Annotated in this window: 22 protein-coding genes and 1 pseudogene; 17 read left to right on the top strand and 6 right to left on the bottom strand. The window is 62.5% G+C overall.

The genetic code is table 11. The annotated features are described in order from the left end of the window. The 7 genes and pseudogenes from R3F00_RS16145 to R3F00_RS16115 all read left to right on the top strand — a co-directional run. A pseudogene (locus R3F00_RS16145) lies at window positions 1–184 on the top strand (aminoacyl-tRNA hydrolase); the annotation flags it as partial. 71 nt (window positions 185–255) lie between these two features. Next, complete coding sequence (locus R3F00_RS16140) at window positions 256–777, top strand: lysophospholipid acyltransferase family protein (protein WP_371280032.1); 522 nt, start codon at window positions 256–258, stop codon at window positions 775–777. 70 nt (window positions 778–847) lie between these two features. Further along, window positions 848–1,408: an NADPH-dependent FMN reductase gene (locus R3F00_RS16135; protein WP_371282798.1), complete on the top strand. Its 561-nt coding sequence runs from the start codon at window positions 848–850 to the stop codon at window positions 1,406–1,408. A 225-nt stretch (window positions 1,409–1,633) separates the two neighbouring features. After that, a complete protein-coding gene (iadA, locus tag R3F00_RS16130) occupies window positions 1,634–2,854 on the top strand; it encodes a beta-aspartyl-peptidase (RefSeq protein ID WP_371282797.1) in 1,221 nt (406 codons plus the stop codon). Beyond that, entirely contained in the window at window positions 2,854–3,696 is an 843-nt protein-coding gene (locus tag R3F00_RS16125) for a cyanophycinase (protein WP_371279991.1), read from the top strand. Before iadA ends, R3F00_RS16125 begins: the two co-directional genes overlap by 1 nt. Window positions 3,697–3,701: 5 nt before the next feature. Beyond that, entirely contained in the window at window positions 3,702–6,503 is a 2,802-nt protein-coding gene (gene cphA / locus R3F00_RS16120) for a cyanophycin synthetase (RefSeq protein ID WP_371279990.1), read from the top strand. Then, window positions 6,443–8,257, top strand: coding sequence for a Mur ligase family protein (locus R3F00_RS16115; protein ID WP_371282796.1), 1,815 nt, complete (start codon window positions 6,443–6,445; stop codon window positions 8,255–8,257). The genes cphA and R3F00_RS16115 overlap by 61 nt, the downstream gene beginning before the upstream one ends. A 413-nt stretch (window positions 8,258–8,670) precedes the next feature. On the opposite strand, the gene R3F00_RS16110 is transcribed toward R3F00_RS16115, so the two are convergent. Then, the gene (locus R3F00_RS16110; RefSeq protein WP_371279988.1) at window positions 8,671–9,069 is read right to left on the bottom strand and encodes a hypothetical protein; all 399 of its coding nucleotides are present in this window, start codon (window positions 9,067–9,069) and stop codon (window positions 8,671–8,673) included. A gap of 211 nt (window positions 9,070–9,280) precedes the next feature. Here R3F00_RS16110 and R3F00_RS16105 point away from each other — a divergent pair, with 211 nt between their 5' ends. Beyond that, window positions 9,281–10,147 (top strand): pirin family protein, encoded by an 867-nt coding sequence (locus R3F00_RS16105; protein ID WP_371279987.1) that lies wholly within the window; start codon window positions 9,281–9,283, stop codon window positions 10,145–10,147. A gap of 36 nt (window positions 10,148–10,183) precedes the next feature. Here the strand turns inward: R3F00_RS16105 and R3F00_RS16100 are convergent, their stop codons facing one another. After that, a complete protein-coding gene (locus R3F00_RS16100) occupies window positions 10,184–11,203 on the bottom strand; it encodes a DsrE family protein (RefSeq protein WP_371279986.1) in 1,020 nt (339 codons plus the stop codon). A 146-nt stretch (window positions 11,204–11,349) separates the two neighbouring features. After that, entirely contained in the window at window positions 11,350–12,726 is a 1,377-nt protein-coding gene (locus R3F00_RS16095; RefSeq protein ID WP_371282795.1) for a winged helix-turn-helix domain-containing protein, read from the bottom strand. A 111-nt stretch (window positions 12,727–12,837) separates the two neighbouring features. Between R3F00_RS16095 and R3F00_RS16090 the strand changes: the two genes are divergently transcribed. Then, the gene (locus tag R3F00_RS16090; RefSeq protein ID WP_371279984.1) at window positions 12,838–14,328 is read left to right on the top strand and encodes a S41 family peptidase; all 1,491 of its coding nucleotides are present in this window, start codon (window positions 12,838–12,840) and stop codon (window positions 14,326–14,328) included. 210 nt (window positions 14,329–14,538) lie between these two features. Then, complete coding sequence (locus R3F00_RS16085; protein ID WP_371279983.1) at window positions 14,539–15,357, top strand: class III extradiol ring-cleavage dioxygenase; 819 nt, start codon at window positions 14,539–14,541, stop codon at window positions 15,355–15,357. A 57-nt stretch (window positions 15,358–15,414) separates the two neighbouring features. On the opposite strand, the gene R3F00_RS16080 is transcribed toward R3F00_RS16085, so the two are convergent. Next, the gene (locus R3F00_RS16080; RefSeq protein WP_371279982.1) at window positions 15,415–16,974 is read right to left on the bottom strand and encodes a M20/M25/M40 family metallo-hydrolase; all 1,560 of its coding nucleotides are present in this window, start codon (window positions 16,972–16,974) and stop codon (window positions 15,415–15,417) included. Window positions 16,975–17,365: 391 nt separating this feature from the next. On the opposite strand from R3F00_RS16080, the gene R3F00_RS16075 reads away from it, so the two are divergent. The 3 genes from R3F00_RS16075 to R3F00_RS16065 all read left to right on the top strand — a co-directional run bounded on the left by R3F00_RS16075 (window position 17,366) and on the right by R3F00_RS16065 (window position 20,767). Further along, entirely contained in the window at window positions 17,366–17,893 is a 528-nt protein-coding gene (locus tag R3F00_RS16075; protein WP_371279981.1) for a hypothetical protein, read from the top strand. A gap of 91 nt (window positions 17,894–17,984) precedes the next feature. Then, window positions 17,985–18,677: a DUF4328 domain-containing protein gene (locus R3F00_RS16070; protein WP_371279980.1), complete on the top strand. Its 693-nt coding sequence runs from the start codon at window positions 17,985–17,987 to the stop codon at window positions 18,675–18,677. A 188-nt stretch (window positions 18,678–18,865) separates the two neighbouring features. After that, window positions 18,866–20,767: a gamma-glutamyltransferase family protein gene (locus R3F00_RS16065; protein ID WP_371279979.1), complete on the top strand. Its 1,902-nt coding sequence runs from the start codon at window positions 18,866–18,868 to the stop codon at window positions 20,765–20,767. Between the two features lie 75 nt (window positions 20,768–20,842). On the opposite strand, the gene R3F00_RS16060 is transcribed toward R3F00_RS16065, so the two are convergent. Then, entirely contained in the window at window positions 20,843–20,971 is a 129-nt protein-coding gene (locus R3F00_RS16060) for a hypothetical protein (protein WP_371279978.1), read from the bottom strand. A 101-nt stretch (window positions 20,972–21,072) separates the two neighbouring features. Here R3F00_RS16060 and R3F00_RS16055 point away from each other — a divergent pair, with 101 nt between their 5' ends. After that, window positions 21,073–21,963 (top strand): energy transducer TonB, encoded by an 891-nt coding sequence (locus R3F00_RS16055; RefSeq protein WP_371279977.1) that lies wholly within the window; start codon window positions 21,073–21,075, stop codon window positions 21,961–21,963. 232 nt (window positions 21,964–22,195) lie between these two features. Here R3F00_RS16055 and R3F00_RS16050 read toward each other — a convergent pair whose 3' ends face one another. Further along, entirely contained in the window at window positions 22,196–22,480 is a 285-nt protein-coding gene (locus R3F00_RS16050; protein ID WP_371279976.1) for a hypothetical protein, read from the bottom strand. A gap of 422 nt (window positions 22,481–22,902) precedes the next feature. Between R3F00_RS16050 and R3F00_RS16045 the strand changes: the two genes are divergently transcribed. The 3 genes from R3F00_RS16045 to R3F00_RS16035 all read left to right on the top strand — a co-directional run bounded on the left by R3F00_RS16045 (window position 22,903) and on the right by R3F00_RS16035 (window position 26,893). Beyond that, complete coding sequence (locus tag R3F00_RS16045) at window positions 22,903–25,161, top strand: VIT domain-containing protein (RefSeq protein WP_371279975.1); 2,259 nt, start codon at window positions 22,903–22,905, stop codon at window positions 25,159–25,161. Continuing rightward, entirely contained in the window at window positions 25,158–26,114 is a 957-nt protein-coding gene (locus R3F00_RS16040; protein ID WP_371279974.1) for a hypothetical protein, read from the top strand. The genes R3F00_RS16045 and R3F00_RS16040 overlap by 4 nt, the downstream gene beginning before the upstream one ends. Window positions 26,115–26,416: 302 nt before the next feature. Next, window positions 26,417–26,893 (top strand): PA2169 family four-helix-bundle protein, encoded by a 477-nt coding sequence (locus R3F00_RS16035; protein WP_371279973.1) that lies wholly within the window; start codon window positions 26,417–26,419, stop codon window positions 26,891–26,893. Window positions 26,894–26,943 lie beyond the last annotated feature (50 nt).

The following is a 26,943-nucleotide window of genomic DNA, read 5'->3' as shown; positions in this document are numbered from 1 at the left end:
GGCCAAGAATCGGGATGACGCTCGGGCGCGCCTTGCCGAAGTGATCCGCGCCGCGCAGTTCGTGCCCAAAAAGCGCGTGGCAACACGTCCGACGCGCGCATCGAAGGAGCGCCGGATCAGCGCCAAGAAGAAGCGCGCGACGATCAAGTCCGGACGTGGCGCGCAGAACTGGAGCAGTGATTGAAGACTTCCGCGCTGCCGGCTCGCCTGCCACCTTCCGTTCCCCAGTTCGCACCAAGTGCATGGCGTCGTTTCATGGGCCGTCTGTTTGTCGGCTGTGGCTGGCAGCTGGCCGGCGAGATGCCTGACGTGCCGCGGGCGATCCTGATCGCCGCGCCGCATTCCTCGTGGTGGGACGGCGTCTGGGGCCTGGGGGTCAAGATCGCGATCGGTGCCGATGTCTCGTTCATGGCCAAGCGCGAACTGTTTTTCTGGCCGCTGGGCTGGTTCCTGCGCAAGCTCGGCGGCATCCCGATCGAGCGCAGCGCGACCCGCGGCGTCGTCGAGCAGATGGCCGCACGCCTGCGTGACAGCACTCAGCTCTGGATCGGCATCGCACCGGAAGGCACACGCAAGAAGGTCTCCAAGTGGAAAACCGGTTTCTGGCACATCGCCCGCAAGGCCGATGTGCCGATCGTGCTGGTGTACTTTCACTATCCCGAGCGTACCATCGGATTCGGCCCCCTGTTCCACACCACCGATGACATGGAAGCCGACCTCGACCGCCTGCGCGATTTCTATGCGCCGTGGCGCGGCAAGTACCGCAGCATCGGGTGATTCAGATCAGGGTCATTCGACTGCGCTAGTGTCCACTGCTTGACCATCCATGCAGAGGGAATCGCAACCCATGAGTACACGCATCCTTGGCCTCTCCGGAAGCCTGCGTCGCAAATCGCTCAACACCGCCTTGCTGCGCGCGGCGCAAACGCTGATGCCCGAGGGCGATGCCCTCGAGGCCGCGACCCTGCATGGCATTCCACTCTACGACGGAGATGTCGAGGCGCAGGATGGCATTCCATCGGCCGTTGACGAGCTCAAGGAGAAGATCGTTGCCAGCGACGGAGTGCTGCTGGTGACACCCGAATACAACAACAGCATGCCCGGTGTGTTCAAGAACGCGATCGACTGGTTGTCGCGACCACCGGACGATGCGGCACGCATCTTCAAGGGCCGTGCGGTCGCCGTGATCGGCGCTTCGCCAGGCGGTTTCGGGACCATCCTCTCGCAGAACGCATGGTTGCCCGTGCTGCGCACGCTCGGCGTCCGGCACTGGGCCGAAGGCCGCCTGATGGTCTCGCGCGCCAGCAAGGCATTCAACGAGGATGGCGAGCTGGTCGACGAAAACACCCGAGAGCAGTTGCGCAAGTTCCTCGCCGGCTTCGTGGACTTTGCGGCGAACAATGCCTGAGGGCTTGGCCGCTCCAGGCTTCGGGAGCATTTGACCGACGGGTGGCTGCCACTGGCTCTGGGGGAGGGACCCGCCGTTTCTGCTTTCTCCCGCCGCACTGCGGACGCATTCGAGCCATGGAGACCCGCTGGGTCGGATTGCTCGGATACACGGGTGATTGTTTCGGGGCGGCAATGGCGCTCCTGACGAACCAACGGTGAATTCCGACCTGCTAGAGTTCACCCCATGTCCGCCCCCGAACAATCCGCCATGATTCTGTTGCGCAACGCCGAGGTGTTCGCGCCGGAGCCGTTGGGCCGCCGGCATCTCCTCATCGGTGGCGGCCGCATCCTCGCCGTCCTGGCTGCCGATGCGGATGCTCCGCATGTCATGCCCATCGAGGTCATTGATCTCGATGGCGCGCGCCTTCTCCCCGGCTTCATCGATGGCCATGTACATGTAACGGGCGGGGGCGGCGAGGGCGGCTTTGCCACGCGCATCTCGCCGCTGCCGCTGAGCCGATACACGCACAGCGGGGTGACCTCGGTGATCGGCCTGCTCGGCACCGACGATTGCGCGCGCAGCACGCGCGAACTGGTGGCCAGCCTGCTCGCCCTGCGCGAACAGGGGCTGGGCGCCTGGGGCTACAGCGGCGGCTATCATCTGCCGCCAACGACACTGACCGGAAGCGTGCGCGGCGATATCGCCTTTGTCGATCCGCTGATTGGCGTCGGCGAACTCGCCATCAGCGACCACCGCAGCAGCCAGCCGAGTCTCGACGAATTGTTGCGCATCGCCTCCGAGGCCCATGTCGGCGGACTCATGAGCGGCAAGGCCGGCATCGTCCATTTGCACCTGGGCGATGGGCCGCGCGGGCTCGATCTTGTCCGTCGCGCTGTGGCCGAAAGCGAGTTGCCGGCACGCGTATTCAATCCGACCCACGTCAACCGTCGCCGTACCCTTTTCGAGGAAGCCATCGAGCTGGCCGGGCAGGGCTGCCACGTCGATATCACCGCGTTCCCGGTCGAGGACGGCGAGGATGCCTGGAGTGCGGCCGATGCGCTGCAGCGCTATCTGGACTCCGGCGCACCTCCTCGTTGCGTGACGGTCAGTTCCGATGCCGGCGGCTGTCTGCCGTGCTTTGATGGGGAAGGTCGGCTCAGCCACATGGATGTCGGCACGCCGGGAGCATTGCTGGTCACGCTCCAGGAACTGCTGGGCCGTGGCTTGCCGCTGGAGCGTATCCTTCCGGCCTTCACCAGCAATGTCGCGAGCCTGCTGCGCCTGCCGCGCAAGGGGAGCATTGCCGTCGGCAGCGATGCCGACCTGCTGGTTCTCGACGACAATGCGGTTCTCCGGGACGTCATGCTAGGGGGTGAGTGGCACCTGCGCGACGGCGCGTCCCTGCGACGCGGGCCTTTTGAACCGGTACCATCCGCAACCCACGACAAGACTGGTTCGAATTGATGTGTCCAAGCAAGGTGGCAGACGGTGAAGAGCGCGGCTGGATCATTCCGATTGGCGGCGCCGAGGAAAAGGAGAACGATCCTCGCATCCTGAGCCGTTTCGTTGATCTTTGCGGTGGCGAAGAGGCCGACATCGTTGTTCTGCCGACGGCCAGCCGAATGCTCGATACCGGTCCGCGATATGAGCAGATTTTCCGTGATCTCGGCGCTGCGCAGGTCGAGTCGATCGAATTCGACACACGACGCGATTGCGAGGAAAAGGGCCGGCTCGAACGCATCGAACGCGCCAGCGGCATCTTCTTCACCGGCGGCAACCAGTTGCGCATCACCACCCTGCTTGGCGGCACTCCGGTGGCCAAGCTGATCCGCCAGCGCAACGCCACCGGCGTGCATGTGGCCGGCACCAGTGCCGGCGCGGCCATACTCAGCGAACACATGATCGCCTTCGGCGAGGAAGGCGGCTCGCCGCGCGCCGGCAGCGTACGTCTGGCGCCGGGGCTTGGCCTGACCAACCGCTTCATCATCGACCAGCATTTCCGCCAGCGCGACCGCCTCGGCCGCCTGGCCACGGCGCTGGCCTTCAACCCCTTCGCCATCGGTATCGGTCTCGACGAGGATACCGCCGCCTTTATCGGACCGGACAACACGCTGGAAGTCGAGGGCAGTGGCTCGGTTACCGTCGTCGACGCCGCCGACCTCCAGTTCTCGTCGATGGACCGCGCGGATGAAGGCGACGCCGTCTGCCTGCTCGGCCTCGGCGTGCACATGCTCGTACATGGCGCTACCTTTAATCTGCACACGCGTCGTGCCGGAGCCGGAACGCTGATCTCTGCCAAGGAGTAATCGCAATGCGCATTCTCGATCGTTCGGTGTATGTCGGCCCCTCGGCGTATGCGCATTTCCCGGTTATCCGCCTGATTCTCGACCTCGAAGCACTCGAATCCTGGCCCACCGGCAAGCTCGGCGCGGCTTATGTCGACGCCCTTGTCGAAGCCCTTCCAGGTCTTGCCGAACACGGCTGTTCGTACCGTGAGCCGGGCGGTTTCATACGACGCATGAAGGAAGACGAAGGCACCTGGCTCGGCCACGTCCTCGAACATGTCGCGATCGAACTGCAGAACATCGCCGGCGAGGACGTCACCTTCGGCAAGACGCGCAGCATCGATGACCGACCCGGCGTCTATTCGGTGGTCTACGAATACGCCCAGCGCGAGGAAGGTATCGCTGCGGGCGAACTGGCCCAGCGCCTGCTCTGCTCGCTGTTGCCGGCCGAGATCCGACCCGCCGACATCGTGCCCGAGGACTGGAACTGGCCGGAAGCGCGTGACGCCTTCATCCGCTATGCGCAGCGTCGTGCACTCGGTCCGTCGACAGCTTCGCTGGTCAAGGCAGCCGAGGAGCGCAATATTCCGTGGCTACGCCTGAACGACCAGTCACTCGTCCAGCTGGGGCATGGCAAGTTCCAGCAACGCATCCAGGCCACGATCACGGGGCGCACCTCGCAGATCGCGGTCGAATTGGCCGGCGACAAGGAGGAAACCAACAAGATCCTCGGTTCGCTCGGCCTGCCGGTGCCGCGCCAGGAACTCGTGCAGTCGTCCGAACAGGCGCAGCGAGCGGCGCGCAGGCTTGGCTATCCAGTCGTGACCAAGCCTTACAACGGCAACCATGGTCGCGGCATTTCGATTCGCCTGAACACTGATCTCGAGGTGGCCGCAGGATTCGCCAAGGCCCGCGAGCACTCGCGATCGGTCATAGTCGAGACCTTCCTTGAGGGCGATGACCATCGCCTGCTCGTGGTCAACGGCGAACTCGTTGCGGCGACGCGACGCACGCCGGGTCATGTGATCGGCGATGGCAAGCACACGATCGCCGAGCTGGTCGAGATCGTGAACCAGGATCCGCGTCGCGGCGTCGGGCACGAAAAAGTACTCACCCGACTTGAACTCGATTCCCAGGCCGAAATGATGATGGCGCGCGCCGAAGTCACCGCCGACAGCGTGCCGGCCGAAGGCCAGGTCATCCACCTGCGTTCGACGGCCAACCTTTCCACCGGCGGCACGGCCACCGATGTCACCGACGTGATCCACCCCGACAACCGCGACATGGCGGTGCGTGCGATCCGCGCAATCGGGCTCGATGTCGGCGGCGTGGATTTCCTGACCACCAATATCACCGAAAGCTACAAGTCGATCGGCGGCGGCATCTGCGAGTGCAATGCCGCACCGGGCTTCCGCATGCATGTCGCCCCGAGCGAAGGCAAGTCGCGCGACGTTGCCGGTCCGGTCATCGACATGCTGTTCCCGACGGGTACGCCCTCGCGCGTTCCGATCGCCGCGCTCACCGGCACCAACGGCAAGACCACTACGGCACGCATGCTTGCGCATATCGCCAAGATGGCCGGCTATACGCCTGGGCTGACCACCACCGACGGCGTCTACATCGATGGTCAGCGAACGGTCGAAGGCGACATGACCGGCCCGGTTTCCGCGCGCATGGTGCTGGCCGATCCCCAGATCGATTTTGCCGTGCTCGAAACCGCGCGCGGAGGCCTGCTGCGCGCCGGCATGGGCGTGCCCAGGGTCGATGTCGGTGCAGTGCTCAACGTGCAGTCCGATCATCTCGGCATGAAGGGCATCGACACGCTCGAACAGCTGGCCGAGATCAAGCGCATCGTGGTCGAGGTTGCCGAAGAGTGCGCGGTGCTCAACGCGGATGATCCCAATGTGCTGAAGATGTCGGGCTACACCGATGCCAAGGTCATCTGCTACGTCACGATGAATCCGCAGCACGGCCTGGTCCGCGAGCATATCCGCGCCGGCGGTCGCGCCTGCGCGCTCGAAGCCGGCATCAACGGGCAGATGATCACGCTCTACGACAAGGGCAGCCACATTCCATTGCTGTGGACGCACCTGATCCCGGCCACCCTCGAAGGGCGCGCGATGCACAATGTGCAGAACGCGATGGTCGCCGCCGCGATGGCGTTCTCGATGGGCATCAGGCTCGATGCGATCCGCCAGGGACTGCGCACCTTCGACAGCACCTTCTTCCAGGCACCCGGACGCATGAACGTGTTCAGCGAACATCCGTTCAAGGTCCTGTTCGACTACGGCCACAATGCGCATGCAGTTGGCGTGATGGCGGATCTGGCCCAGCGCCTCGATGTCAGCGGTCGGCGCATCGTCGTGCTGGCCGGGCCCGGCGATCGTCGCGATCAGGATCTGCGCGAAATCGCCGACGCGGTCGCCGGCCGCTTCGACCACTACATCTGTCGCCGCGATGATTCGCTGCGCGGGCGCGAGCCGGACGAAGTACCGAAACTCCAGGCCGCGCGCCTGCGCGAGCTCGGCGTTTCCGAATCGGCGATCTCGATCATTCCCGATGAACAGGAGGCCATCGATGCCGGCCTCGGCATGAGTGAATCCGGCGATCTCCTGCTGATCTTCGCCGATGCCCTCGTTCGTTCGTGGAAGCAGGTGATCAAGTTCAGGCCAAAAGGAGTGCCGGAAGCTCCCGTGGTCGAAACACCGCCTGCGCCTCAGGCCGCGCACGCAGTTGCCGTCGCGGAGCAAGCGTTCGTTCCCAGCGAATGGGACGGCGTCGTGCGCGACGAGCGCGGCATCCATCTCTCGCGGGAGCAGGACGACTGAGCGCCATCGTTTCCCTTTCCTTCGAGGACTCGCGTCGGCTGACCGGACCCAACCTCTACTTCGCCGAGCCCGGCGCAGTGCTGGAGGCGGTCGGCGAAGTTGCCGACAGCGCCGTCGCGGCGTGGCGCGCAAACATCGCCACGATGCGCGAGCATCTGGGCTGGCCCGAAGCGACGCTGTGCGTGCGGGCGCATCATGGTGGCTTGGCGCTTGCGTTCGCGGCCCCGATCGACCAGTTGTTCACGGCCACCGAAGTCAATGAATGGGCCTGGATGGCGGCGATCGGCAAGACCGAGTTGTTCGCGCCCGGCCATCCGCACGGCACCGATCCGGATTCGGCATTGCAGATGCTGCTGCGCCATTCGGCCGCCGAGCGACGCCCGGACCTGTTCGCCCTGATCGAGATCGCCAGCAAGCGCGGAGTGCCGGTGCTGCTCGACGATGACTGCCTCAGCATCGGCTCCGGCAAGCGCAGCCAGATCTGGCCGCTGGCCGCGCTCCCGCATCCTGATACTGTCGCATGGAGCCGGCTGGGCGGCATCCCCACCGCCCTGGTGACCGGTTCCAACGGCAAGACCACGACCGTACGTTTACTCGCAGCGATGCTGAACGCGCATGGCCTGCGCTGTGGTTTCAGTTGCACCGATGGCGTGTTCATCGACGGTCGCATGCTCGAGGCCGGTGACTATTCCGGCCCGGCCGGTGCGCGCAGCGTGCTTCGTGCACCGGTCGAAGCCGCCATTCTCGAAACCGCGCGCGGCGGCCTGCTCCGGCGCGGCCTCGCGGTCGGTCGGGCGGATGCGGCTATTGTCACCAATATCAGTGACGATCACTTCGGTGAATACGGCATCGACGATCTCGAAGGCCTGACCGACGCCAAGCTGATCGTGGCCCGCGCGCTCGATCCACGCGGCACGCTCGTGCTCAACGCCGACAACGAACTGTTGCGCAAGCGCGCACAAGGCCAGCCCTGCCGAGTGGCCTGGTTCTCGCTCGACGACAGTCACCCGCTGCTGCGCAGTCATCGGGCGAATGGCGGTACGACCTGCGGCGTTCTGGACAATCGCCTCTGGCTCAGCCATGGCGACGCGCGTCTTGATCTCGGCGCGGTCAGCATGATGCCGCTCAGCGCAAATGGCCACGCTGCCTACAATATTTCCAACATCGCAGGCGCGAGCTTGCTGGCTGACGCGCTGGGAGTCCCCGCTACAACCATCAGCGATGTAGTGCTTCGGTTCGGCCTGGGTCGCGAGGACAATCCCGGTCGACTCGAACGCTGGCAGTTCGGCGGCATCAGCGTTCTGATGGACTATGCGCACAACCCGGAAGGACTGCACGGTCTGCTTTCGATCGCCCGGGCGCTGGGCGGCTCCGGTCGCCTGGGCCTGATCCTCGGCCAGGCCGGCAATCGCGGCAACACCGAAATCCGCTCCCTCGCCGCGATGGCGGCCAGGTTCGAACCGGCCATCGTCGTGCTCAAGGAGATGCAAGGCTTCATGCGCGGACGTGCCAGAGCCGAAGTGGCGCAGCTACTGCGCGACGCGCTGCTTGCACTCGGAATGACGCCCGAATCCCTGCCCATGATGCCCAGTGAACAGGCCGCAGCGCGCGAGGCTCTGGCCTGGGCACGACCCGGCGACACGATCGTCCTGCCGGTTCACGAGAGAGCGGCAAGGGATGCGGTCAGGCGATTACTCGATCATCTGGAGGAGACCGGTTGGCAAGCCGGTCAAGCGTTACCCGGCACTTCGTAGGAAACGGCTTCAGCCGTGATGCTCTCCTTTCACGGGCCGAAAGGCATCGAGCCTGAAGGCTTCTCCTGGGGCTTCATTAGCCGAATGGCTGGTAAAGACCGATAGACGACGCGGGGTTTCGACCACCGTCCTCGCGCTGCTGCTTCGTTGTTGACTTCAGTCGCGATACTCTTGACCCGGGTTGCAGAAACGCATCGCGACTGAAATCTGCTCCTACGGTTTGCTCCTGCGGTCTGCTCCTGCACGACGCAAGTTCCGGTCTCAGCGACTCTTCGATGATTTGTAGGGGCGGGTCTCAGACCCGCCCGCTCCATGCTTCTCAAGCAATCAGGGAAAAAACGGAAGGGTCTTGGACCCTCCCCTACACATGAACCGGCGATCATCGCCCGTTGCAGGAGAGTGCAGGAACGCACCTACTCCTTGTGCGTCTTTATCGAAAGCCCTTCCGCCGTATTGCTGAGGATCTCGAGATCGATGTTCGGCTGGCGACTGCGCCGCTTGATCAGCACATCTTCGCCATCGTCAATCTCGATCTTGTAGCGCTCGCCCAGGGCTGAGCTCTTGATCGCCTTGCGGATCATTCGGGCCGCACTGTTTTCGCGGGTGCCCTTCGGAATGTTCACCGTGACTTCCACCGCATCCTGGCCTTCTGGGGTCAGGCGCAACACGATGACTCCCGCTTCCTTGGCCTTGTGATTGCACTTGATGCGCCACTTGTTGGACGGGCTGGCCGAGGCCGCCGTGGCCAGCAGCACACCGAGCACGAAGACGGCCCATTTCTGCAACAGGCGATGATTGATCGAGTGGGTCATGGCGCGCTCCTCTGCTTCCTGTTCCGGTTGATTTGACTGCGTCGAACTTTACTTTGACCCGGGTTGAAACGCGACTCGGGTCAGCTTTGCGCCGATTGTTCCAATTGGTGAACAATCTGTCCTCAAGCGATGGCCTACTGTCGACGCCGGTCAGGCCCTATTGTGGGTGCATCGAAGACGCTGCAGCACGCGCGTCCACCGGGAGATGAGCATGAAGAAGATACTGGCAGTCCAGGATGCGCCGGCGCCCCACTGGGTCGGAGACGGCTTTCCGGCGCGATCCATGTTTTCCTATCACAGTCACGCCGCACAGCTGAGCCCGTTCCTGTTGCTCGACTATGCAGGCCCGATGAAGTTCGAGCCGGCGACGCGCCCGCGCGGCGTCGGCCAGCATCCGCATCGCGGCTTCGAGACGGTCACCATCGTCTACAAGGGTGAGGTCGAGCACAAGGATTCCACCGGTGCCGGCGGCAAGATCGGCCCGGGCGACGTGCAGTGGATGACCGCGGCCTCGGGCATCCTGCACGAGGAATTCCATTCCCGGGAATTCACGCGCGAAGGCGGCGTGCTCGAAATGGTCCAGCTCTGGGTCAACCTGCCGGCAAAGGACAAGATGTCACCGCCGCGCTACCAGACCCTGCTCGATCGGGAAATTCCGGTTGTCGAACTGGCCGATAACGCGGGCAAGGTTCGCGTTATCGCCGGCGAGCACGCCGGGCAAAAAGGCCCTGCAAAAACGTTCACCCCGATCGATGTCTGGGATATCCGCCTCCATCGTGGTGGAACCGGCACGTTCGAGGTTCCACCCGGGCGCACGCTGGCGCTGATCGTGCTGCAGGGCACGATCATGGTCAACGCCGAAAGCGTCGCGCGCGAAGCGCAGATGGTCGTGCTTGGCCGCGATGGCGAGCAGGTTTCGATCGAAGCCAACACCGATGCCACGGTCCTGCTGCTGAGCGGAGAGCCGATCGCGGAACCGATCGCCGGCTATGGGCCGTTCGTGATGAACACGCAGGCCGAAATCCGCCAGGCCATGGATGACTTCAACAGCGGAAAGTTTGGCCAGATCTCACGCTGAAGGGAGCGAGCCGGGCCGCAAGGGCCCGGCAAGCACCTACGGGATCAGCGCGTAACCGGAAGTCTGCAGATCGGCCAGTGTTGTCATCGCCGACAAGGCCACCTGCACTTCACTGCGCACTTCGTCGCGTGCATAACCTGCGTGAACCATGGATTGGCCACAAAGATAGAACTCGACGCCCGCTTCATGCAGCGCGGCGAAGAGCGCCGAGTTCGGATTCGGTGAACCGAAACGTGCCTGGTAGGCGCTGTCGGTGAGTACGCTTGGCGTGGTCTTGCCGTGGATCACGACGGCGAGCTTGAGCCTGTCGGCTGGCACCTTGGCCATGGCATAGAGGTTGACTGCGCGGGCAGCCGCTTCGATGCGACGATTCTGTCCTGCGTCGTTGACATCTCCCGTTGTCGCGTCGATGACGACACGATGCATGACGCCCGTCGCCGGCAATGCGGCAGCGCCATCCAGCGCATACACGCCGCCGCCAGCCACAATGCGCGGAAACAGCAGGGGCGGTCTTGAGGGTTCCTTCGCCACCGTCCTCTCCGTCTCCGACTTGGCAAGCTGTTCGCGCACGGCAGGTTCCAGTCCCTTGAGTCCCCAGCTCGTGCCGAGCGCTATCGCATCCTCGGTGGACTTTCCGTGCAGGGTCGCAGCGCGCAGCGCGATCAGGGCGCCGACTCGATTGCTCGAACCGCAATGAATCAGCGTCGGTGCATTGCCCGAGGCGGTGACGAGCTCGTCGAAGCGCTCGACGTTCTCGCGAGTAAGGCCGCTGGCGCCATCAATGGGCAAGTTGCTATAACGCATGCCGGCTTCGCTGACGGCCGCTGCCTCGTCGAAGTCGGGCGTCTCTTCATCGTCGCTCAGATCAATGACGACTTCGATACCCGCCTGCAAGAGCGCGCCGATATCGTCGGCCCCGAGGCGACCGCTGGCGATGAAATTCGGCGCGTGTCGACTCATGTTGGGCAAGCCTTCGAGTGACTTGTGATCCAGAGTGGCTGCGGCCATCGCTGGCGTACAGAGCATGAGCATCGCTATCGGAACGAGCAGGCGCATGGGGGAATCCTCGAATGATTGTTTCAGGCACACCGCGTACGGCCGCCGCTGCATGGCGCTGTCACGGTAGCACCGATGTCTGGTAGCCGGCAGCCCGCGCGGCGAGCGCGGACCAGGCAGTTCAGCATCCGAAGGACGGGCGACGCTCAGTGTCCTGCCTCGGGCTCCGCGGTACCGCGGTCTGCCTGATCAGGCAGCTTGCTGCATCCCGGTTGGTCGCCAAGGCGCGCATTCAGTTCCAGACAGAGCTGTCGTGCCTCCTCGATGCGGCCGTCGCCCTCCAGCAGACGAGCCAGAGCCAGCGTAGCACCCGGATGCAGGGGCGAATGAGCCAGCGCGCGTTTGTACCAGGCCTCTCCTTCGTCGCGCCTGCCCACTTCGACGAGACGGTCGCCCACCAGCACGGCAAGCTCGGTGTAGTACGGCAGGATGTGCTGCTTCTCTTCCGCATAGCGACGCGTCATTGCCGCGTGGGCGTCGATCATGGCCTGGATGGACTGCTCCCGCTTGCCGGTCAGTTCCAGCGCTTCGGACAGGTTGATCAGCGCGCCCCAGGCGTCGGCATCCAGTCGCAGTGCGGTCCGATAGGCGTCGATCGCATCATCGAACTTCGACTGTGCTGCCAGAACCAGACCCAGTGCCCGGTAGCTGAGGCTGTCGCCGGGAGCAAGCGCAATCGCGCGCCGCGCAAGCAATTCGGCGCGCTCGAGAATCCGGGTTGCCGAGGGTTCCTGCAGGTGGCCATCGGCCAGCGATGCGGTCAGTGTCGAAAACGTTTCCGATCCGCCCGATGGCCTCGAAGGCCAGCGGATCTGGCGTTGGGTCAGGGCGTTGGCCAGCCCGCGCAAGGCGGCCACATTGTCGGGCTCTTTCGTCAGGATGCGTTCGTACAACTCGACTGCCGCTTCATTGTCTGCGCGCGAGTAGCGGTAGTAGAAATCGTCCGCACGCTCGACAACGGTGGAGTCAATCGAATCCGCCAAGTCGGGCGTCTCGGCTGAGTCGCCAAAAGACAAGGCAAGCGTGATCGCAATCGCAGCCGCAGCAAGGACAACGATGGCGACGCCCCAGCCGCGCCACCTGGAGTGCGTGACATGGTGGTTCGGATGGGCGGATTTCTCCGCCGTCGCCGCAATGCCAGGGCTGTCCTGGCGCGTCGACTCGTCTTCGGCAGTCGTCAGGGTCTCGACCGGCGCAATCAGTCGATAGCCGCGTTTGGGTAGCGTCTCGACGTAACGCGCCGCCTTGGCGTCGTCGCCGAGAGCTCGGCGCAACTTGAACATGGCGCGTGCCAATGCGTCGTCGGCGACGACAACATGTGGCCATACCGCTTCCAGTATTTGTTCGCGGCTTAGCACCTTGCCCGGGTGATCGGCCAGCAGGCGCAGCAAGTCCATGGTCTTGGGCTCGAGCCGTTCGACTTGATCACCGCTCTGTATTTCGCCCGTGCGTGCATCGGCGTGCCAGTCGCCAACGCGGAAGCGCTGCCTGGTTCCTTCGCAAGTTGTTGATGGTTCGTTCAAAATCTTTTGGTCAGGGATTCAGGAGGATTGCGTTCTGGCAGTGTGCCGGGGCAGTCTGTCTCATGCCAGTGCGTTTCGCCATCGACGCGGTTTCACGCACAGGAGATTTTCATGCCCCCCTTTACCCACCGATTCGCCGTCATCTTCGCTGCCTTCCTGCTGCTTGCAGCGCATGCCTCGGCAGAGACGCCCGCCAGCCCCGCGAAAGAGGGTTCGATCCATTCGGCGGAAGCGGCTCGCTCCGACCTGAAGCAGCTGTACGAGACGCTGCAGGTTTCGCACTTCGACTTGTTCGTCCACCGTTCCAGGTCGGAGTACGACCAGCGCTACGAATCCTTGCTGAAAGCGCTCGATTCGCCCATTTCGCAATTCGAGCTGCAAGTTGCCCTGCAGAAGTTCATGGCCTTCGGGCGCGTGGCCCATTCGCGCATCGACTTTCCCTCGCTGGAATTCGAACGCTACCGGGCCTCGGGGGGTGGGATCCTTCCGCTGCAGGTGAAGTTGCGGGACGGACGCGCCTGGGTTGTCGCCGATCTTGGCGAAGCTGCAGATCCCGAGATCGCCGCAGGCGAAGAGATTGTCGCGATCAACGGAAGCTCATTCAAGCAGTGGCGCGAGCGCCTCGTGGCGCACGTTTCGGCCGACAATGATCGCCTCGCCGATACCTTGCTGGAGCTGCGTTTCACCGCCCTGCTCTGGCTCGAACTCGGCCCGACCGAATCGTTCGAACTCGCCATCCGCGACCAAGCCGGCAAGGTTCGTACGCTGCAGCGGCCTGTGCGCAGTCGCGAGCAGATGCAGGCAGCCGCACGCCGTCAGCCGAAGCGGCTCGAGCTCGACTGGAGCACGCGCGAAGCGCGGATGCTGGATGCGAATGTCGCCTATCTGCGCCCGGGTCCCTTTTTCGATGCGCGTCCCGACGCGCAGGACATGTGGGACACCACCGAATTCGCGGCGTTCATCGATACCAGCCTGGCTGAGTTCGCGGAGTCCGGGGCCCAATCGTTGATCATTGATCTGCGCGACAACCCGGGCGGTGACAACTCCTTCAGCGACCTGCTCGCACGGCGCTATGCCGATCAGACCTTCCGCTTCGCCTCGGACTTCAAGATCAGGGTCAGCGAGGCGGCCATCGCATCCAATGCAAAGCGGCTGCACCCCGGGAAGAACACGGGCACGGCAGCCCAGCTCGCCAATGCCTATGCAGGGCACGAACCGGGAGAGATCATCGATTTCCCTGTTCCCGGCGTCGACCCGGCCGCCAAAACGCAGCGCTTCCAAGGACGCGTGTTCGTCCTGATCAACCGCTACTCGTACTCGAACGCGGTCATGCTCGCCGCGCTGAGCCAGGACTTCCATTTCGCCACCATCATCGGCGAGGAAACTGCCGATCTGGCCAGTACCTACGGCGCCATGGAGCAATTCACGCTGGATCACAGCGGCATCGCCGTCGGCTTTCCCAAGGCACATATCGTCCGCCCGAGCGGCGACGAAGCGTCGCGTGGCGTGGTTCCGGATATTGTCATCGAGACACCCTTGCTCGAAGGCGAGAACGATCCGGTGCTCGATCGCGCCATCAGGATTGCGCGGGCGGACAACTGATGCCGCAGACCTGAAAATCACCGCGACGGTAGCCTGAACGCGTGAATGCCTGCGCGGCTTCCCTGTCATTCGTGGCCAGGCAGGCTGTCGGGTCCCGAGCGTGCCGGTGCTTGCCGGGTTTCCCATACGCCGACAATCTGTTCATGCCCGCACTCTTGGCTGTGCGTTTCCGGTCTCCATCTGTTGAGGAACCCGACGTCTGGAAACCCCATGAGCGCGCACTTGCTACCGACCGTCTTCCTGCCCCACGGCGCCGGACCCTGTTTCTTCATGGACTGGCAGCCTGCCGGCACCTGGGATCGAATGGCGCGCTGGCTGGGTGGCCTGAGCGCGCAACTCGGTGCGACGCCGAAAGCGCTGCTGGTGGTTTCCGCCCATTGGGAGGCGCCGGTCTTCACTGTCAACGCGCAGGCCGCACCGGGTCTGCTCTACGACTACTCGGGATTTCCCGAACACACCTATCGGCTGGAGTGGCCCGCACCTGGCTCACCCGCGCTGGCAACGCGCGTGGGCGAACTGATAGCTGCGGCTGGAATCGAGCATGCGGAGGAGAGCCAGCGCGGACTGGATCACGGCGTATTCATTCCGATGAAGCTCGTCTTTCCCGAGGCAAGGGTACCTGTCGTGCAATTGTCGTTGCAGCAAGGGCTCGATCCTGCCGAACACCTGGCATTGGGCCGCGCACTGGCTCCCTTGCGCAGCGAGGGCGTTCTGATCATCGGCAGCGGCATGAGCTTCCACAACATGCAGCGCTTTCGACGCGACAATTTCGGGGTCGATTCCGAATCGCTGCGCTTTGATGCCTGGCTCAGCGAAACGATGTCATTGCCGGGCGAATTCCGGGAACAACGCTTGATGGACTGGGCGAACGCGCCCGGTGGTCGGGATGCTCATCCGCGCGAAGAGCATTTGTTGCCCCTTCATGTGATCAGCGCCGCCGCGGGCGAGGAATCGGGCGTCAGGCTGTTCGAGGATCGCGTGCTGGGCAGTGTGCAGTCGGCCTATGCTTTCGGCTGGGTGCCAGGCTGACCTGCCGGGACGGCCACCGCTCGTTGCCAGCGTGCGAGCTCCGACCAGTGAGACTCCTCATCGCGCCATCGAAGCCTGCTCCGGCAAACGCATGACCGCAGCCATCGTGGCAATGCCGTTCCAGAGCATGCCGACGCGCAGGTTCTCGTTCTCCGCATGCTGGTTGTTGTCGGGATTGGCCAGTGGAATGACCAGGGTCGGTGCACCGGTGATCTCGGTGATCAGGAACAGCGGCAGGCTGCCACCCATGGTCGGCGTCATCAGCAACGAATCTCCAGCAACGCTGCGCATGGCCGTGGCGACGTCGCGTGCGACCGGCAGATCCATCGCCGTGCGCGAGGCTGGATAGCCACCGGGTTGCAGCACGACCGTTGCGATCTTCGCATGGGCGAGGCGCTCGGCATCAGTCGGTGCGCGATCGATCACGAAATACCCCTGCTTGCGGATATGGTCTACGAGGCGCTGGTACTGGCCTTCGACGGTATTGCCCTTGACCATGCGCAAGTCCAGCGTCGCGCGCGCTTCAACGGCAATCACGTTGCGCGCCTGGCTGCCGACATCGGCGGAACGAATGCCGTTGATGTTGAGCGAGGGCAGATTGATCGATTGCGGAAGAGACACGCCACGCATCTCGCTTTCGGTCAGGCCAAGATCGCGCAGCAGTCCGGCTTCGTCATCCGGTGCCGCCGCCAATGCAGCCTCTTCGGCCTCGCCGAGTGGTTCGACACCCTCGTACCAGCCCTCGACCAGTACGCGTCCGTCTTCACCCTTCATCGAACTCAGCAGCCGGGCCAGGCGCAAGGCCGGATTCGGCGCGAAATTGCCGTAGTGTCCACTGTGCAGCGGCCGCTTCGGGCCGTACACGGTGATATCGACATTGGCGTCGCCACGCACCCCGAAAACGAGTTGCGGGCGACCACTGATATGCACCGGCCCATCGCAGATCAGCCAGGCATCGGCAGCCAGCAAGTCGCGATGGCGTTCCAGCAGTTCGCGCATGTGCGGCGAGCCCTGTTCTTCCTCGCCATCGAAGAAAAACTTGATGTTCGCGCTGGGCTGCTGGTTCGTGGCCTTGAGCGCGTCCACCGCGGCAAGCATCGCAAAAACGCCGGCCTTGTCGTCGGAGGCCGCGCGCGCGTAGAGGCGCCAGTCCGGATCAATCGGATGATTCCTGTCCCGGTCGACAATTTGCGGCGAAGTGTCCAGTCGTCCCTTTCGCCACACCGGCTTCCACGGATCACTGGCCCATTCGCTCGCATCCACGGCCTGACCGTCGTAGTGCGCATACAGGACCAGGGTGCGCGTCGCCCCGGGCACCTTCCACTCTCCGTATACGGCCGGTGGCGAACTGCGATCTGCATTTTCGAGCAGGCGCGGCGACAGGCCACGACGCTTCATCATCGCAAGCAGCGCATCTGCATTGCGGCGAATCGCGACCGCGTCGGTGGCCACGTTGGGCAAACCAAGGAAGGCCTCGTACTCATCGAGCAGTGCATGCTGGTGCGCTGCGGTCCATTCGGCGATGCCGTCGACCGGGGCGGCAACTGCAGAGGGTGGCAAATGCATGCAGAGCAGGACAACAAGCGATGCAGCGAACCACGTACCCGAGATTTTCATGTGCCTTTTCCTTTCCGAAATTGCATGCCGACCCATCCTTGCATGTTGCACGCGCGTCAACCAACCTGCTGCCACATTCAAAGCTGCCGCGCTACCAAGCTGATCGAGCCGTCGCGAGGAACTGATCGCGAGGTTGGGTAGAAGACGAAGGAAGATTCAACGGCTCACTACGCGTGGCATGCGGCTTGGAGTCACTTCAAGGGCTCGATGCTAGCACTGCCTGCCTGTTCACCGCATTGAGCTGGAACGGCACCGTCCATGCTCAAGTCATCGGACTGCGTGCGCGATGCAGATCTCCTCAATGTATTTCCTGCAGCACTGCAATATTCTCCCGTGATAGGCTCAACCCCGAATTCCCGTCACGACAGCGGATTGGCAGCTTGGAGGCAGCGTGAAGACTGGACGTCATGGACATCTTTGGGGCGTGATTCTCCTGTTTCTCGTCCTTCCACTGGCCGCTTGCCAGCAGGCGCACAAGGGCGAAACACGGCCATTATCGATACAGTCCGGTGTACCGGCATCACTGCCCGCCATCGTCTCGGCACAAACACGAGACGGTCGCGGAATTCCGAATGGCAGAAGCGATTCTGATGAGCCGTACCTCAGACTCCAGATGCCGGTTGCCACCGCGCCGGACTTCGGACTAACCGAGCACAATCCGGTAAAGGTCGGGCCGTTCGATGAAACGATGCCGCACCTTCTTTACCTGAATTCACTACGCGGTCCCAATGGCGAGCCGTTGGATTACGAGCGCCTTGGGGCCTGCTGCCCGTTCGACATCGACAACGAATTGCAGGGTGGGCTGCTCGACATCTACCGGCTGCGAGTCGATGGACGGATCGGTGAGACTTACCTGTTCGTCGACATGTACCGCAGCGCACCGCTGCAACTGCCAGCTGGATTCACCCAGCGCGAGTAGCGTCCTGCCCCCGCATTCATTGGGTCCTTCTGCCGAAAGCCGGACCCGCATTCGCAACGTTCGTGACAGTGTCCATTCAAGGAGGAAGACGGTGGCCCACTTCAGGGATTCGGAAAATCTGACGCGCTGGGTCCGGATCCTGCTCTATGCGCAGATTGTCGTCGCCATTGCCTCGCTGATCTCGGGTTACCTCGAGTACCAGCTGCTCTTGAGCCTGCAGAACGGAACCTTCGAGGCCGTGGAAATCGCCTTGGCCGAGAGCGCAGCCGGCGATCGACGCCAACTGGTGGTCGGGGTCGTCTATCTGATCCTGCTGATTGTCTCGGCCGTCGTGATTCTCAAATGGATCCATCGGGCCAACTACAATGCCAGGCAACTCGGCGCGAAGGGCATGGATTTCACGCCTGGATGGGCGGTGGGCTACTACTTCATCCCCATTCTGAATCTGTTCAAACCCTATCGGGCCATGAAGGAGATCTGGAAGGCGAGCAAGAATCCCTCCAGGTGGGCAACCCAGCCAGCCAGCCGAATCCTGCCACTCTGGTGGGGTCTCTGGATCACTTCCAACATCCTGGGCCAGGTCATCTTCCGGCTTGCGCGGCGTGCCGAAGAGATTCCGGAGTTGATCGGCCTGAATCTGGTCTCGCAGATCTCGGATTTTCTCGATATTCCCCTGGCCCTGGCCTTGCTGGTCCTCGTCAATGAGATCCATGCAATGCAAACCACCCAGCGCAGGCGAATCGAGTCAGAGGGTGAGGTCGAAGCAGTCGAAGTTCCTGTGTGAGCCGGATGGCGCGGGCAACCGCGCTCTGCTTGCACCGGAACACGCGGGCTCCACAAGTCTGTGTCACGACTACCCGTTCGCCGAGGTCGGATTCCCTGCCTGTCGGCAAGCTATGCCCGGTCGCTGCCTGATCCAACCTCAATTTCCGCCGTCTGCTAACCTTTGATGGTCAACAGCAGGAGCGGCACATGGTCCGGTTTCGTTCGATCCAAACGCCTGCGCGTGGCGGTATTTGGCTGATCACGCTGATAGCCCTGTCGAGCACGTCGGTGCTGGCCCAGCGCACCGTCAAACCAGTGTTGCATGGCGAACACTGGATGGCGATCACCGGCAAGCCGCTCGCTGCGACCGCAGGCGCACTGACCTTTGCCCGCGGTGGCAATGCAATCGATGCGGCCTGCGCGATGCTGGCGGCGACTTCAACCATGTGGGACACGCTCGGTTGGGGTGGCGAGACCCAGGCCCTGATCTACAACCCGCACACCGGCGAGGTGAAAGGCATCAATGCATTGGGCGTTGCGCCGACGGGTGCGACTGCGAAGTTCTTTCGCGACAGGGGCATGGTCTATCCGCCCGAATACGGACCGCTTGCCGCAGTGACGCCGGGCACGCCGGGCGGCCTGATGGTGATGCTGGCCGAATACGGCAAGTTGAGCCTGGCCGAAGTGCTGGCCCCGGCAATGGAAATGGCCAAGGGCTATCCCATCGAGCAGTCGCAGGCCGACAACATGGAGAAGCGCCGCGACGTGCTCGCACAGTGGCCGGGATCGACGAAGGTGTTCCTGCCGCATCTCGACAGCAAGGATGCGAGCAAGCGCGCTGCGCCCGAAGCCGGCGAAATATTCCGCCAACCCGAGCTGCTGGCCACGCTGCAGAAGCTGGTCGATGCCGAAGCCGAAGCGCTGTCCGCCGGCAAGACGCGCAAGCAGGCCATCCAGGCCGCCTACGATCGCTTCTATCGCGGCGACATTGCCAAACAGATCGTTGCCGGCTCGGCCAAGTTCGGCGGCCTGATGACGCTCGAGGACCTTGACCGCTGGCAGGTCCACATCGAGGAACCGGTCAGCACCGGCTACAAGGGCATCGAAGTCTACAAGCTGACCACCTGGGTGCAGGGACCGGTGATGCTGCAGGCACTGAACATGCTCGAAAAGCTCGATCTCAAGAGCATGGGCTACAACAGCACGCGCTACATCCACACCCTGTATCAGGTCATGAACCTCGCCTTCGCCGATCGCGACTTTTATTACGGCGATCCCTACGTGGCGCCGGTCGAGCCGATCGCCGGGCTGTTGTCGAAGGAGTATGCCGACCAGCGCCGCGCCCTGATCAACAATGAACGTAATGACCCGGACGTGAAGCCGGGTGATCCGTATCCGTTCCAGAATGGCAAGAATCCGTATCTCGACTTGCTCAAGAAGTGGACGCCCATCCCGCCCAAGGCGATCGCCGAAGGTGCCGAGGGGTTTCAGCAATCAAGCCTGATGAGCAAGGATGAAGGTTTTCTCGCCGGGACGACATCGATCCAGGCCGCTGATGCCGAAGGCTGGGTGATCTCGGTCACCCCGAGCGGCGGCTGGATTCCGGCCTTCATCCCGGAAGGCACCGGCATCGGCCTGAGCCAGCGCATGCAGAGTTTCGTGCTTGACGAAGCGCTCAATCCATTCAACGTGGTTCAGCCGGGGCAGCGCCCGCGCGCAACCCTGACCCCGAGCCTCGCACTCAAGGACGGCAAGCCGCTGATGGCTTTCTCGGTGCAAGGCGGTGATACCCAGGATCAGAACCTGCTGCAGTTCTTTCTCAACATGGTCGAGTTCAACATGAACGTGCAGCAGGCCGCCGAGGCGCACAACATCCTCAGCTACCAGATGCAGAGTTCCTTTGGAGCGCATCAATCTCAACCTGGTCGACTCCAGCTGACCCCGAGAGTCTCCGAATGGGATCGCGACGAACTCGGCCGCATGGGCTACGAGGTCGAAGTCGTCGACCGCACCTACAGCCCGATCACCGCGATCTGGATGGATCAGAAGAATGGAACGATGTGGGGTGGCGCCAGTGAGCAGGGCGATGACTACGGGATTGCGTGGTAGATGGGCAATCCAGAACAGTGCGTTCTCGGAGCGCTACGCAGTTTCTGACGGAAGAGCTTCAGGTAGTTCGGCCATTCAGAAGCCACGGTGATCGACAGGCCCCATGCGAACTCCGAACACGCTTACTGCGTGGAGCACTTGACCGGTGTAGTGATCTTCGGCGCGATTCTCGACAAGCTGACCGTGGCCCCAGTTTGTCTTCATAGCCGACAATCCAATTATTTGCTTATAATTTAAACGTGGCAAAGACGGAATGGGTGCATTTTCAGCATCAGAACCCATCAAATGGAATCAAGGAGAGAGCAATGAATGCTGGAAGATTGGCGATGCGCTTTTGTCTGGCGTTGGGGCTTGTATCGGTCGCCTTCGCTGCCTCGGCCGGCAGCGTCAGCGAACTGCGCAAGCAGGCCGAAGCCAGCATGTTGTTGACCGGGTCGGTGGAGGTGACACAGGAAGGCACGTTGCGCCGCTTCGAACTGGACCACCCGGAGAAGATCGATCTGGCCGTTCGCGATTTCGTCGAGCGCAACATCAAGTCCTGGTCGTTCGAGGTCGGGTCGCTGCCAACAGGCGTGCCCGCCAACGCCACGATCCTCAACAACATGAGTATTCTGGTCGTGGCCAAGCCTATCGAAGGTGACACCTTCTCACTGAGGATCGCGGCCTCGTACTTCAGCGCGAAGGAACCCGAGCCGGACACAGAAGTGCGCTATAGGAGCGTGAAGCCACCGGAGTATCCGTTCAGCGCGGTGCGCGCAGGCGTCAGCGGAAAGGTCTTCCTGCTGGTCAGGATCGATCGCAATGGCAACGTCGAAGAGGCCATGGCCGAACAGGTCAATCTGCAAGCGGTTGCCGACAACGAAAAAGAGATGGAACGTTGGCGCAACGTGCTGGCCCAGGCGTCGCTCAAGGCGGTAAAGCGCTGGAAGTTCACCATTCCCACGCGTGGCGAGCAGGCGCTTAGCGACGCCTTCATTGCCCGAGTACCGATCAGTTTCAACCTCCGTCGCAAAAAGGAGGCGGAGTATGGCCAATGGACTCCCTATATCCCGGGTCCCCGGCATTCGAATCCGTGGGAAAATGCGGATGACAATCCCGGCTTCGCTCCCGACGCACTGGCTGCCAATGGAGGTGTCTACTCCAACAATGGCTTGCGTCTGAAGTCGCCAATGCTGGGAATGGCCGACGGTAGCTAGCACGAATACTCGGCAGGAATCCTGCCCATACAACGGCTGAGCTAGCCAGTCCGCAACCTGGGTTGACCAATCACGCCTACGCGTTCCGAAAAGCGGTGGCGACGCACATGCCAAGGTGCCCGCCGATCTCGAGCAAGCATATCTGTCATCTCCCCGGATTTCCTCGTCGCGACTCCAACTGGCCGCAATACTCGATCTGCACCGACTCTCCCATGTCCAGGCGCGATGTAGCCTAGAACGAATTGAACACCTCGCCCATGTGCGGGTGCACCGAGTCTTTTTCGACGATCCCTGCTTCCATCATCTCGGCGAATACCTTGCTGGCAGTGGCCGATGCAGCGTCGGATGCCGCCTGATCCAGATATTTCGCAATGACGACGCCCTTGCCGTTGCCATACGAGATCAGGTCGATGAAGTCGGCGCCGAGGCTTTCCAGCTCGCTGCGCATGGCCTCGGTAAATTCTCCCACCTTGCCCATGTCGGATGCGGCAAAACGCGTGATTCGATAGACGGCCAATTGATACTCCCGGTTCAGTTGTGGTCTTGCGGGGCATTCCGCTCGAACGGTCAGGGTATAGGAAGATCCTGTACCCGTCTGCGCCCGACAGTGGCTGCAGTGCATTCGGGCGCTTTCGGCTCTTCCCACAAGGTGCCCCAGGTCGCCAGGACGCCTGTCCCTTGTTTCGTGAGTGGCGCGGTTGCCTGAGCGAAATACGGCAACGCCGCAATACCCGAGTTCGGGGCGAACCAACAGATCTCTTCGTTGCTCCGCTGTCAACCGAGTGTCGGGCGTAGGCTTCTTCATGACACTTGAGGCTCAGTCGAGTTCGCCGAAATCGCGACTTGCCTGCATCTTGCGTGTCCAGTCTTGTCTTGTGGGTACTCCATATTTCTGTTAATTGATCAAGACAGAACATTTTCCACCCAGGGGATATCACCATGCGAGGATTGCTCCGATCATTCATCGTGTTCGGTCTGTTGCTGTTCGTGCTGCAAGCGGCCGCTTCGGCACCGCAGAATACTCAGGCGCCTTACCTCACTGTAGTGGGCGAGAAGGTCGAGCACTTGCCACTGGCCTCGACCCAGGTGGATGTACTGATCGCGGGTGTCATCGCCGATGTCACCGTCAAGCAGGTCTACGAGAATCGGGGCAATGTACCGATCGAGGCCTTGTACGTGTTTCCAGGATCACCTCGCGCCGCCGTTTACGGCCTGACCATGCGTGTGGGTGATCGCCTGATCACGGCAAAGATCGCGGAGAAAGAGGAGGCGCGCGAAACCTACGAGGCAGCCCGTGCCGAGGGCAAGACCGCCAGCCTGCTTGAGCAGCTCGACCCGAGCATCTTTCGTATGAATGTGGCCAATGTGCTGCCGGGCGACCGCATCGAAGTAGTACTCAAGTACACCGAACTCCTGGTACCTGATCGCGGCACCTACGAGTTCGTGTTTCCGAACACGATGGGCAGTCGCTACGGCGAGACGTTGCCCGTGAAGACATCCTCGGACAGCGAAGTCGTCGACTATGCCTTCAGCATACATGCGCGAATCCGCAGCGCCATCCCGTTGCAGGATGTCAGCAGCCCTTCGCATGCGGTCGACGTCAGTTATCCGAACACGATGGAGGCAGACATCAATCTGTCGGAGGCGGAGTTTCAACGGGCCGGCGCCGCCGACTATGTCTTGCATTACACCCTGGCCGGCGACGCCATCCAGACCGGCATGCTGATGTATCCGGCGGGCGACGGAGGCTACTTCCTGATGATGGCCCAGCCTCCGACCCGGGTCTCCGCGAACGCAGTCACCGCGCGCGAGTTCATTTTCGTGATCGATGTCTCCGGCTCGATGAACGGACAGCCGCTGGATGTCTCGAAGAGACTCATTCGTGATCTGTTCACCAGCCTGCGGTGGACCGATCGCTTCAATATCGTGCTGTTCGAGCACGGATCCCGCGTGCTTTCGCCGAAGCGGTCGTTGACGGCGAGTCCGGACAACCTTGATCGGGTGCTCAATGCCGTATCCAGCGAGAATGCCGGCGGTGGCACCAATCTGGTCGCTGCACTGGAGACCGCCTATGCCCTGCCGGAAGAACCCGGCATGGCGCGCTCGGTGATCGTCATTACGGATGGCCAGATCGCCGCTGGCGGCGAAGCATTTGCCGTCGCTCGATCACAACTGGGGCGGGCCAACACGTTCGCTTTCGGTGTTGGTGGCAACGTCAATCGACCCGTGATCGAACTGCTGGCACGCGCTGGCAATGGCGAGCCATTCATTCTCGAAAATTTCAATGAGAGTGACGCGGTTGCAGAGCGTCTGCGCAGCTACATCGATCGCCCCTTGCTGACAAATGTGAGCTTGCGTCCCGAAGACCTCGAAGCCTATGACCTGGAGCCGAGTCAGGTCGCCGACCTGCTCGCCGAGCGACCGATCATCGTGGTCGGCCGCTATCGGGGCCCGGCGCAGGGCGCCATGCTGGTCAGTGGCGTTTCCGGCAACGGTCCCTATCAGGCAGCGGTCAGTCCCGATGCAAATTCCATTTCACCGCAGCTTTCCGCGCTTCGTCTGCTCTGGGCACGTACGCGCATGCAGCGTTTGCTCGATGAACAGTCGTCACCCGGTTGGGGATACTCGGGAGGAGAGCCGAACGCAGCCGAAATCACTGAACTTTCGCTGGCCTACGGACTTCTGTCGCCATACACGTCCTTCGTCGCTGTCGACGAAGTAGTGCGTGCCGATCAGGCTGCGAGATCAGTCCAGCAGCCGGCCATTTCCAAGACACTTGAGAGTCCGGAGGAACCCCCGCTCGTGGCAGCATCACCGCCGCCACCGCCAGCCCCAAGTTACAGGAGCGCGGGAACAGGTAGCGCATTTGGCCTGACACGCACCATTGGTGCTGCGCTCGGCGCAAGTCTCGTTCCCTCTGGTAGCGTTACAGCCGTTCACACCATCGGCAAGCGAACTTTCGAACTTCGCGATGCTACCTGGACCGATCTGAGCTATCGGGATGACATGACCTTGCTGCGCCTGCGTGCCGACAGCACGGCCCTTGCCCGCCTACTTGAAGCCAGACCCGAATGGGCCGCAGCCGTTGCACTCGGCACGCGCGTCATCATTGTCATCGGAGATGTCGCGTTGCTGATCGCGCCAGAAGGGTTCAGCGATTATCCGGAAGCGACGCTGCAATCCCTGTTGCGTGGATGACACGAATTCTGCTCGCACTCGGTCTGCTGGCAGCACTGACAGGCGCCGCAGCCGAACCGTCCAGACGAGATGCCGTCTTCATTCTCGGCGAGGACACGGCGGATGCAGGCAGCTTTTACGCGCCTGCGACGGCGTATTACAAGGAGCGCATGCGCTCGGACACCGACTTGCTTGTGGTGGGTGCTCGATCGTTGCAGGAGGCACGCGAATGGCTGGTACGCTCGCACAAGTCGGATGACCCGCCCTGGGGGCGCATCATCCTCGTTGCGCACGGCTCACCCTGGGTGGGGCTGGCCGTTCCACTCTATGCCGACGGCACCCGTGCCGATCTTCCGGATCTCGAACGCGCGCTGCAACGCGGAGAGTTTCCGGCCCTGCCGCGCAGCATGTTCGACACCCGGACTCGACTGCTCATCGAATCCTGCGGAGTCGGCCGGCGTGTCGACCTGCTGGATCTCTATGCACGTCTGTTTGGGGGCGCAGATGCCAATCGGCGCGTTGTTGAGGCCAGCTACAACTGGATCGAGTTCGGCCAGACTGTTGATGCGGATGGTGGTGCCAGGAACTGGCGCAGCGAGCGCCTGTTCGAAGCGCAAGTGGCACCGCGCGCAGAGCTTGACGCCACTCGCGAAGAGCGCATTCGCAAGCAGCTGACTGCGCGGCTTTCAGAAGCGGCCGGTGAGACATCTTTCGCCGGCGAACTGACATGGCGCACGGCGCCGGTTCGCATCGAGCTGGCGATTACCGACAACACTGCGTGCCGGTCGGATCGTGCGGTTCGACGACTCAGTTCGCATGCCTCCGTCATCGACAAGCTCAGGGCCTACGGTCTCGACAGGGGCGACCTCGCCTGGCATGTCGATGCCGCGACATCGGGATGTACCCTGGTCGGTCAGGGCACCCTGGCGGTTCTTGGCCAAGGCAGTCTTTTGGGCGAGCTGTTGCCAGAGTAGGTCGGTTCGGGCTTCGCGCCAGACGCGTGAACGCGCTCGGATCATTGCTCGATTCCGATATGTGCAATGCATGGCATGGACAAGCTGTCCACTGTCGCGCCCGTTCTCGTCCGGTGATCATGGCTTCCTCGCTTCGCAAGAACACATTGCGCGTGAAACACTTTGTGGAACAAGTGGGGTCATGCGATGTTCACTGCTGGTCCTGTAGGGTGAGTGTCCTGCATAGGCAGGAAAGCATTCACTCGCCACGTCGCCGATGGCTATTCGGCTTGACTCCGTGGCCAAATCAAAGGAGCTATCCCATGACGACTACCCGGAATGAAATCCGTTTTGAAAAGATTGGCACCCTCAACGAACTGATCGAGGCCACGCGCGACAGCGCGAATTTCTATACGGACGCCGCCAAATCCGTCGACAACCCGGAGCTCCGCCGCCTGTTCGACCACATGGCCAGTTCCAAGAACGGGCTGGTTGGCTCGATGTCGAAGGAGGTTCGTGCGGAAGGAGCCGAACCGGCCAAGGCTGGCACGTTCCGTGGCGCCCTTCGTGAAGTCTATGAAGAGGTCCGCACCAGCATGGGCCGGGAAAAGAGCGACTACAGTTACGTCAGCGAACTCGAGAAGAGCGAAGATCAGCTGATGGAGGCCTTCCATGACGTGATCAAGAGCGACTCCGCGCCGAAGGAAGTGAAGGAATCCCTGCGCAGCTATCTGCCAACCGTGCAGGCGCACCACGACACCTTGCGCGACCGCAAGTGGAAGATGGAAGCGAGGCATTAAGTTGGGCCAAGTCCCTGCGTCCTCGGGCAATGGCGTGATGCAAATGATCT

This window comes from Dokdonella sp., assembly GCF_041395345.1.
Taxonomy (GTDB): domain Bacteria; phylum Pseudomonadota; class Gammaproteobacteria; order Xanthomonadales; family Rhodanobacteraceae; genus Dokdonella.
Note: the sequence above shows the minus strand (reverse complement) of the source record. Positions and strands in the feature narration are given on the sequence as shown.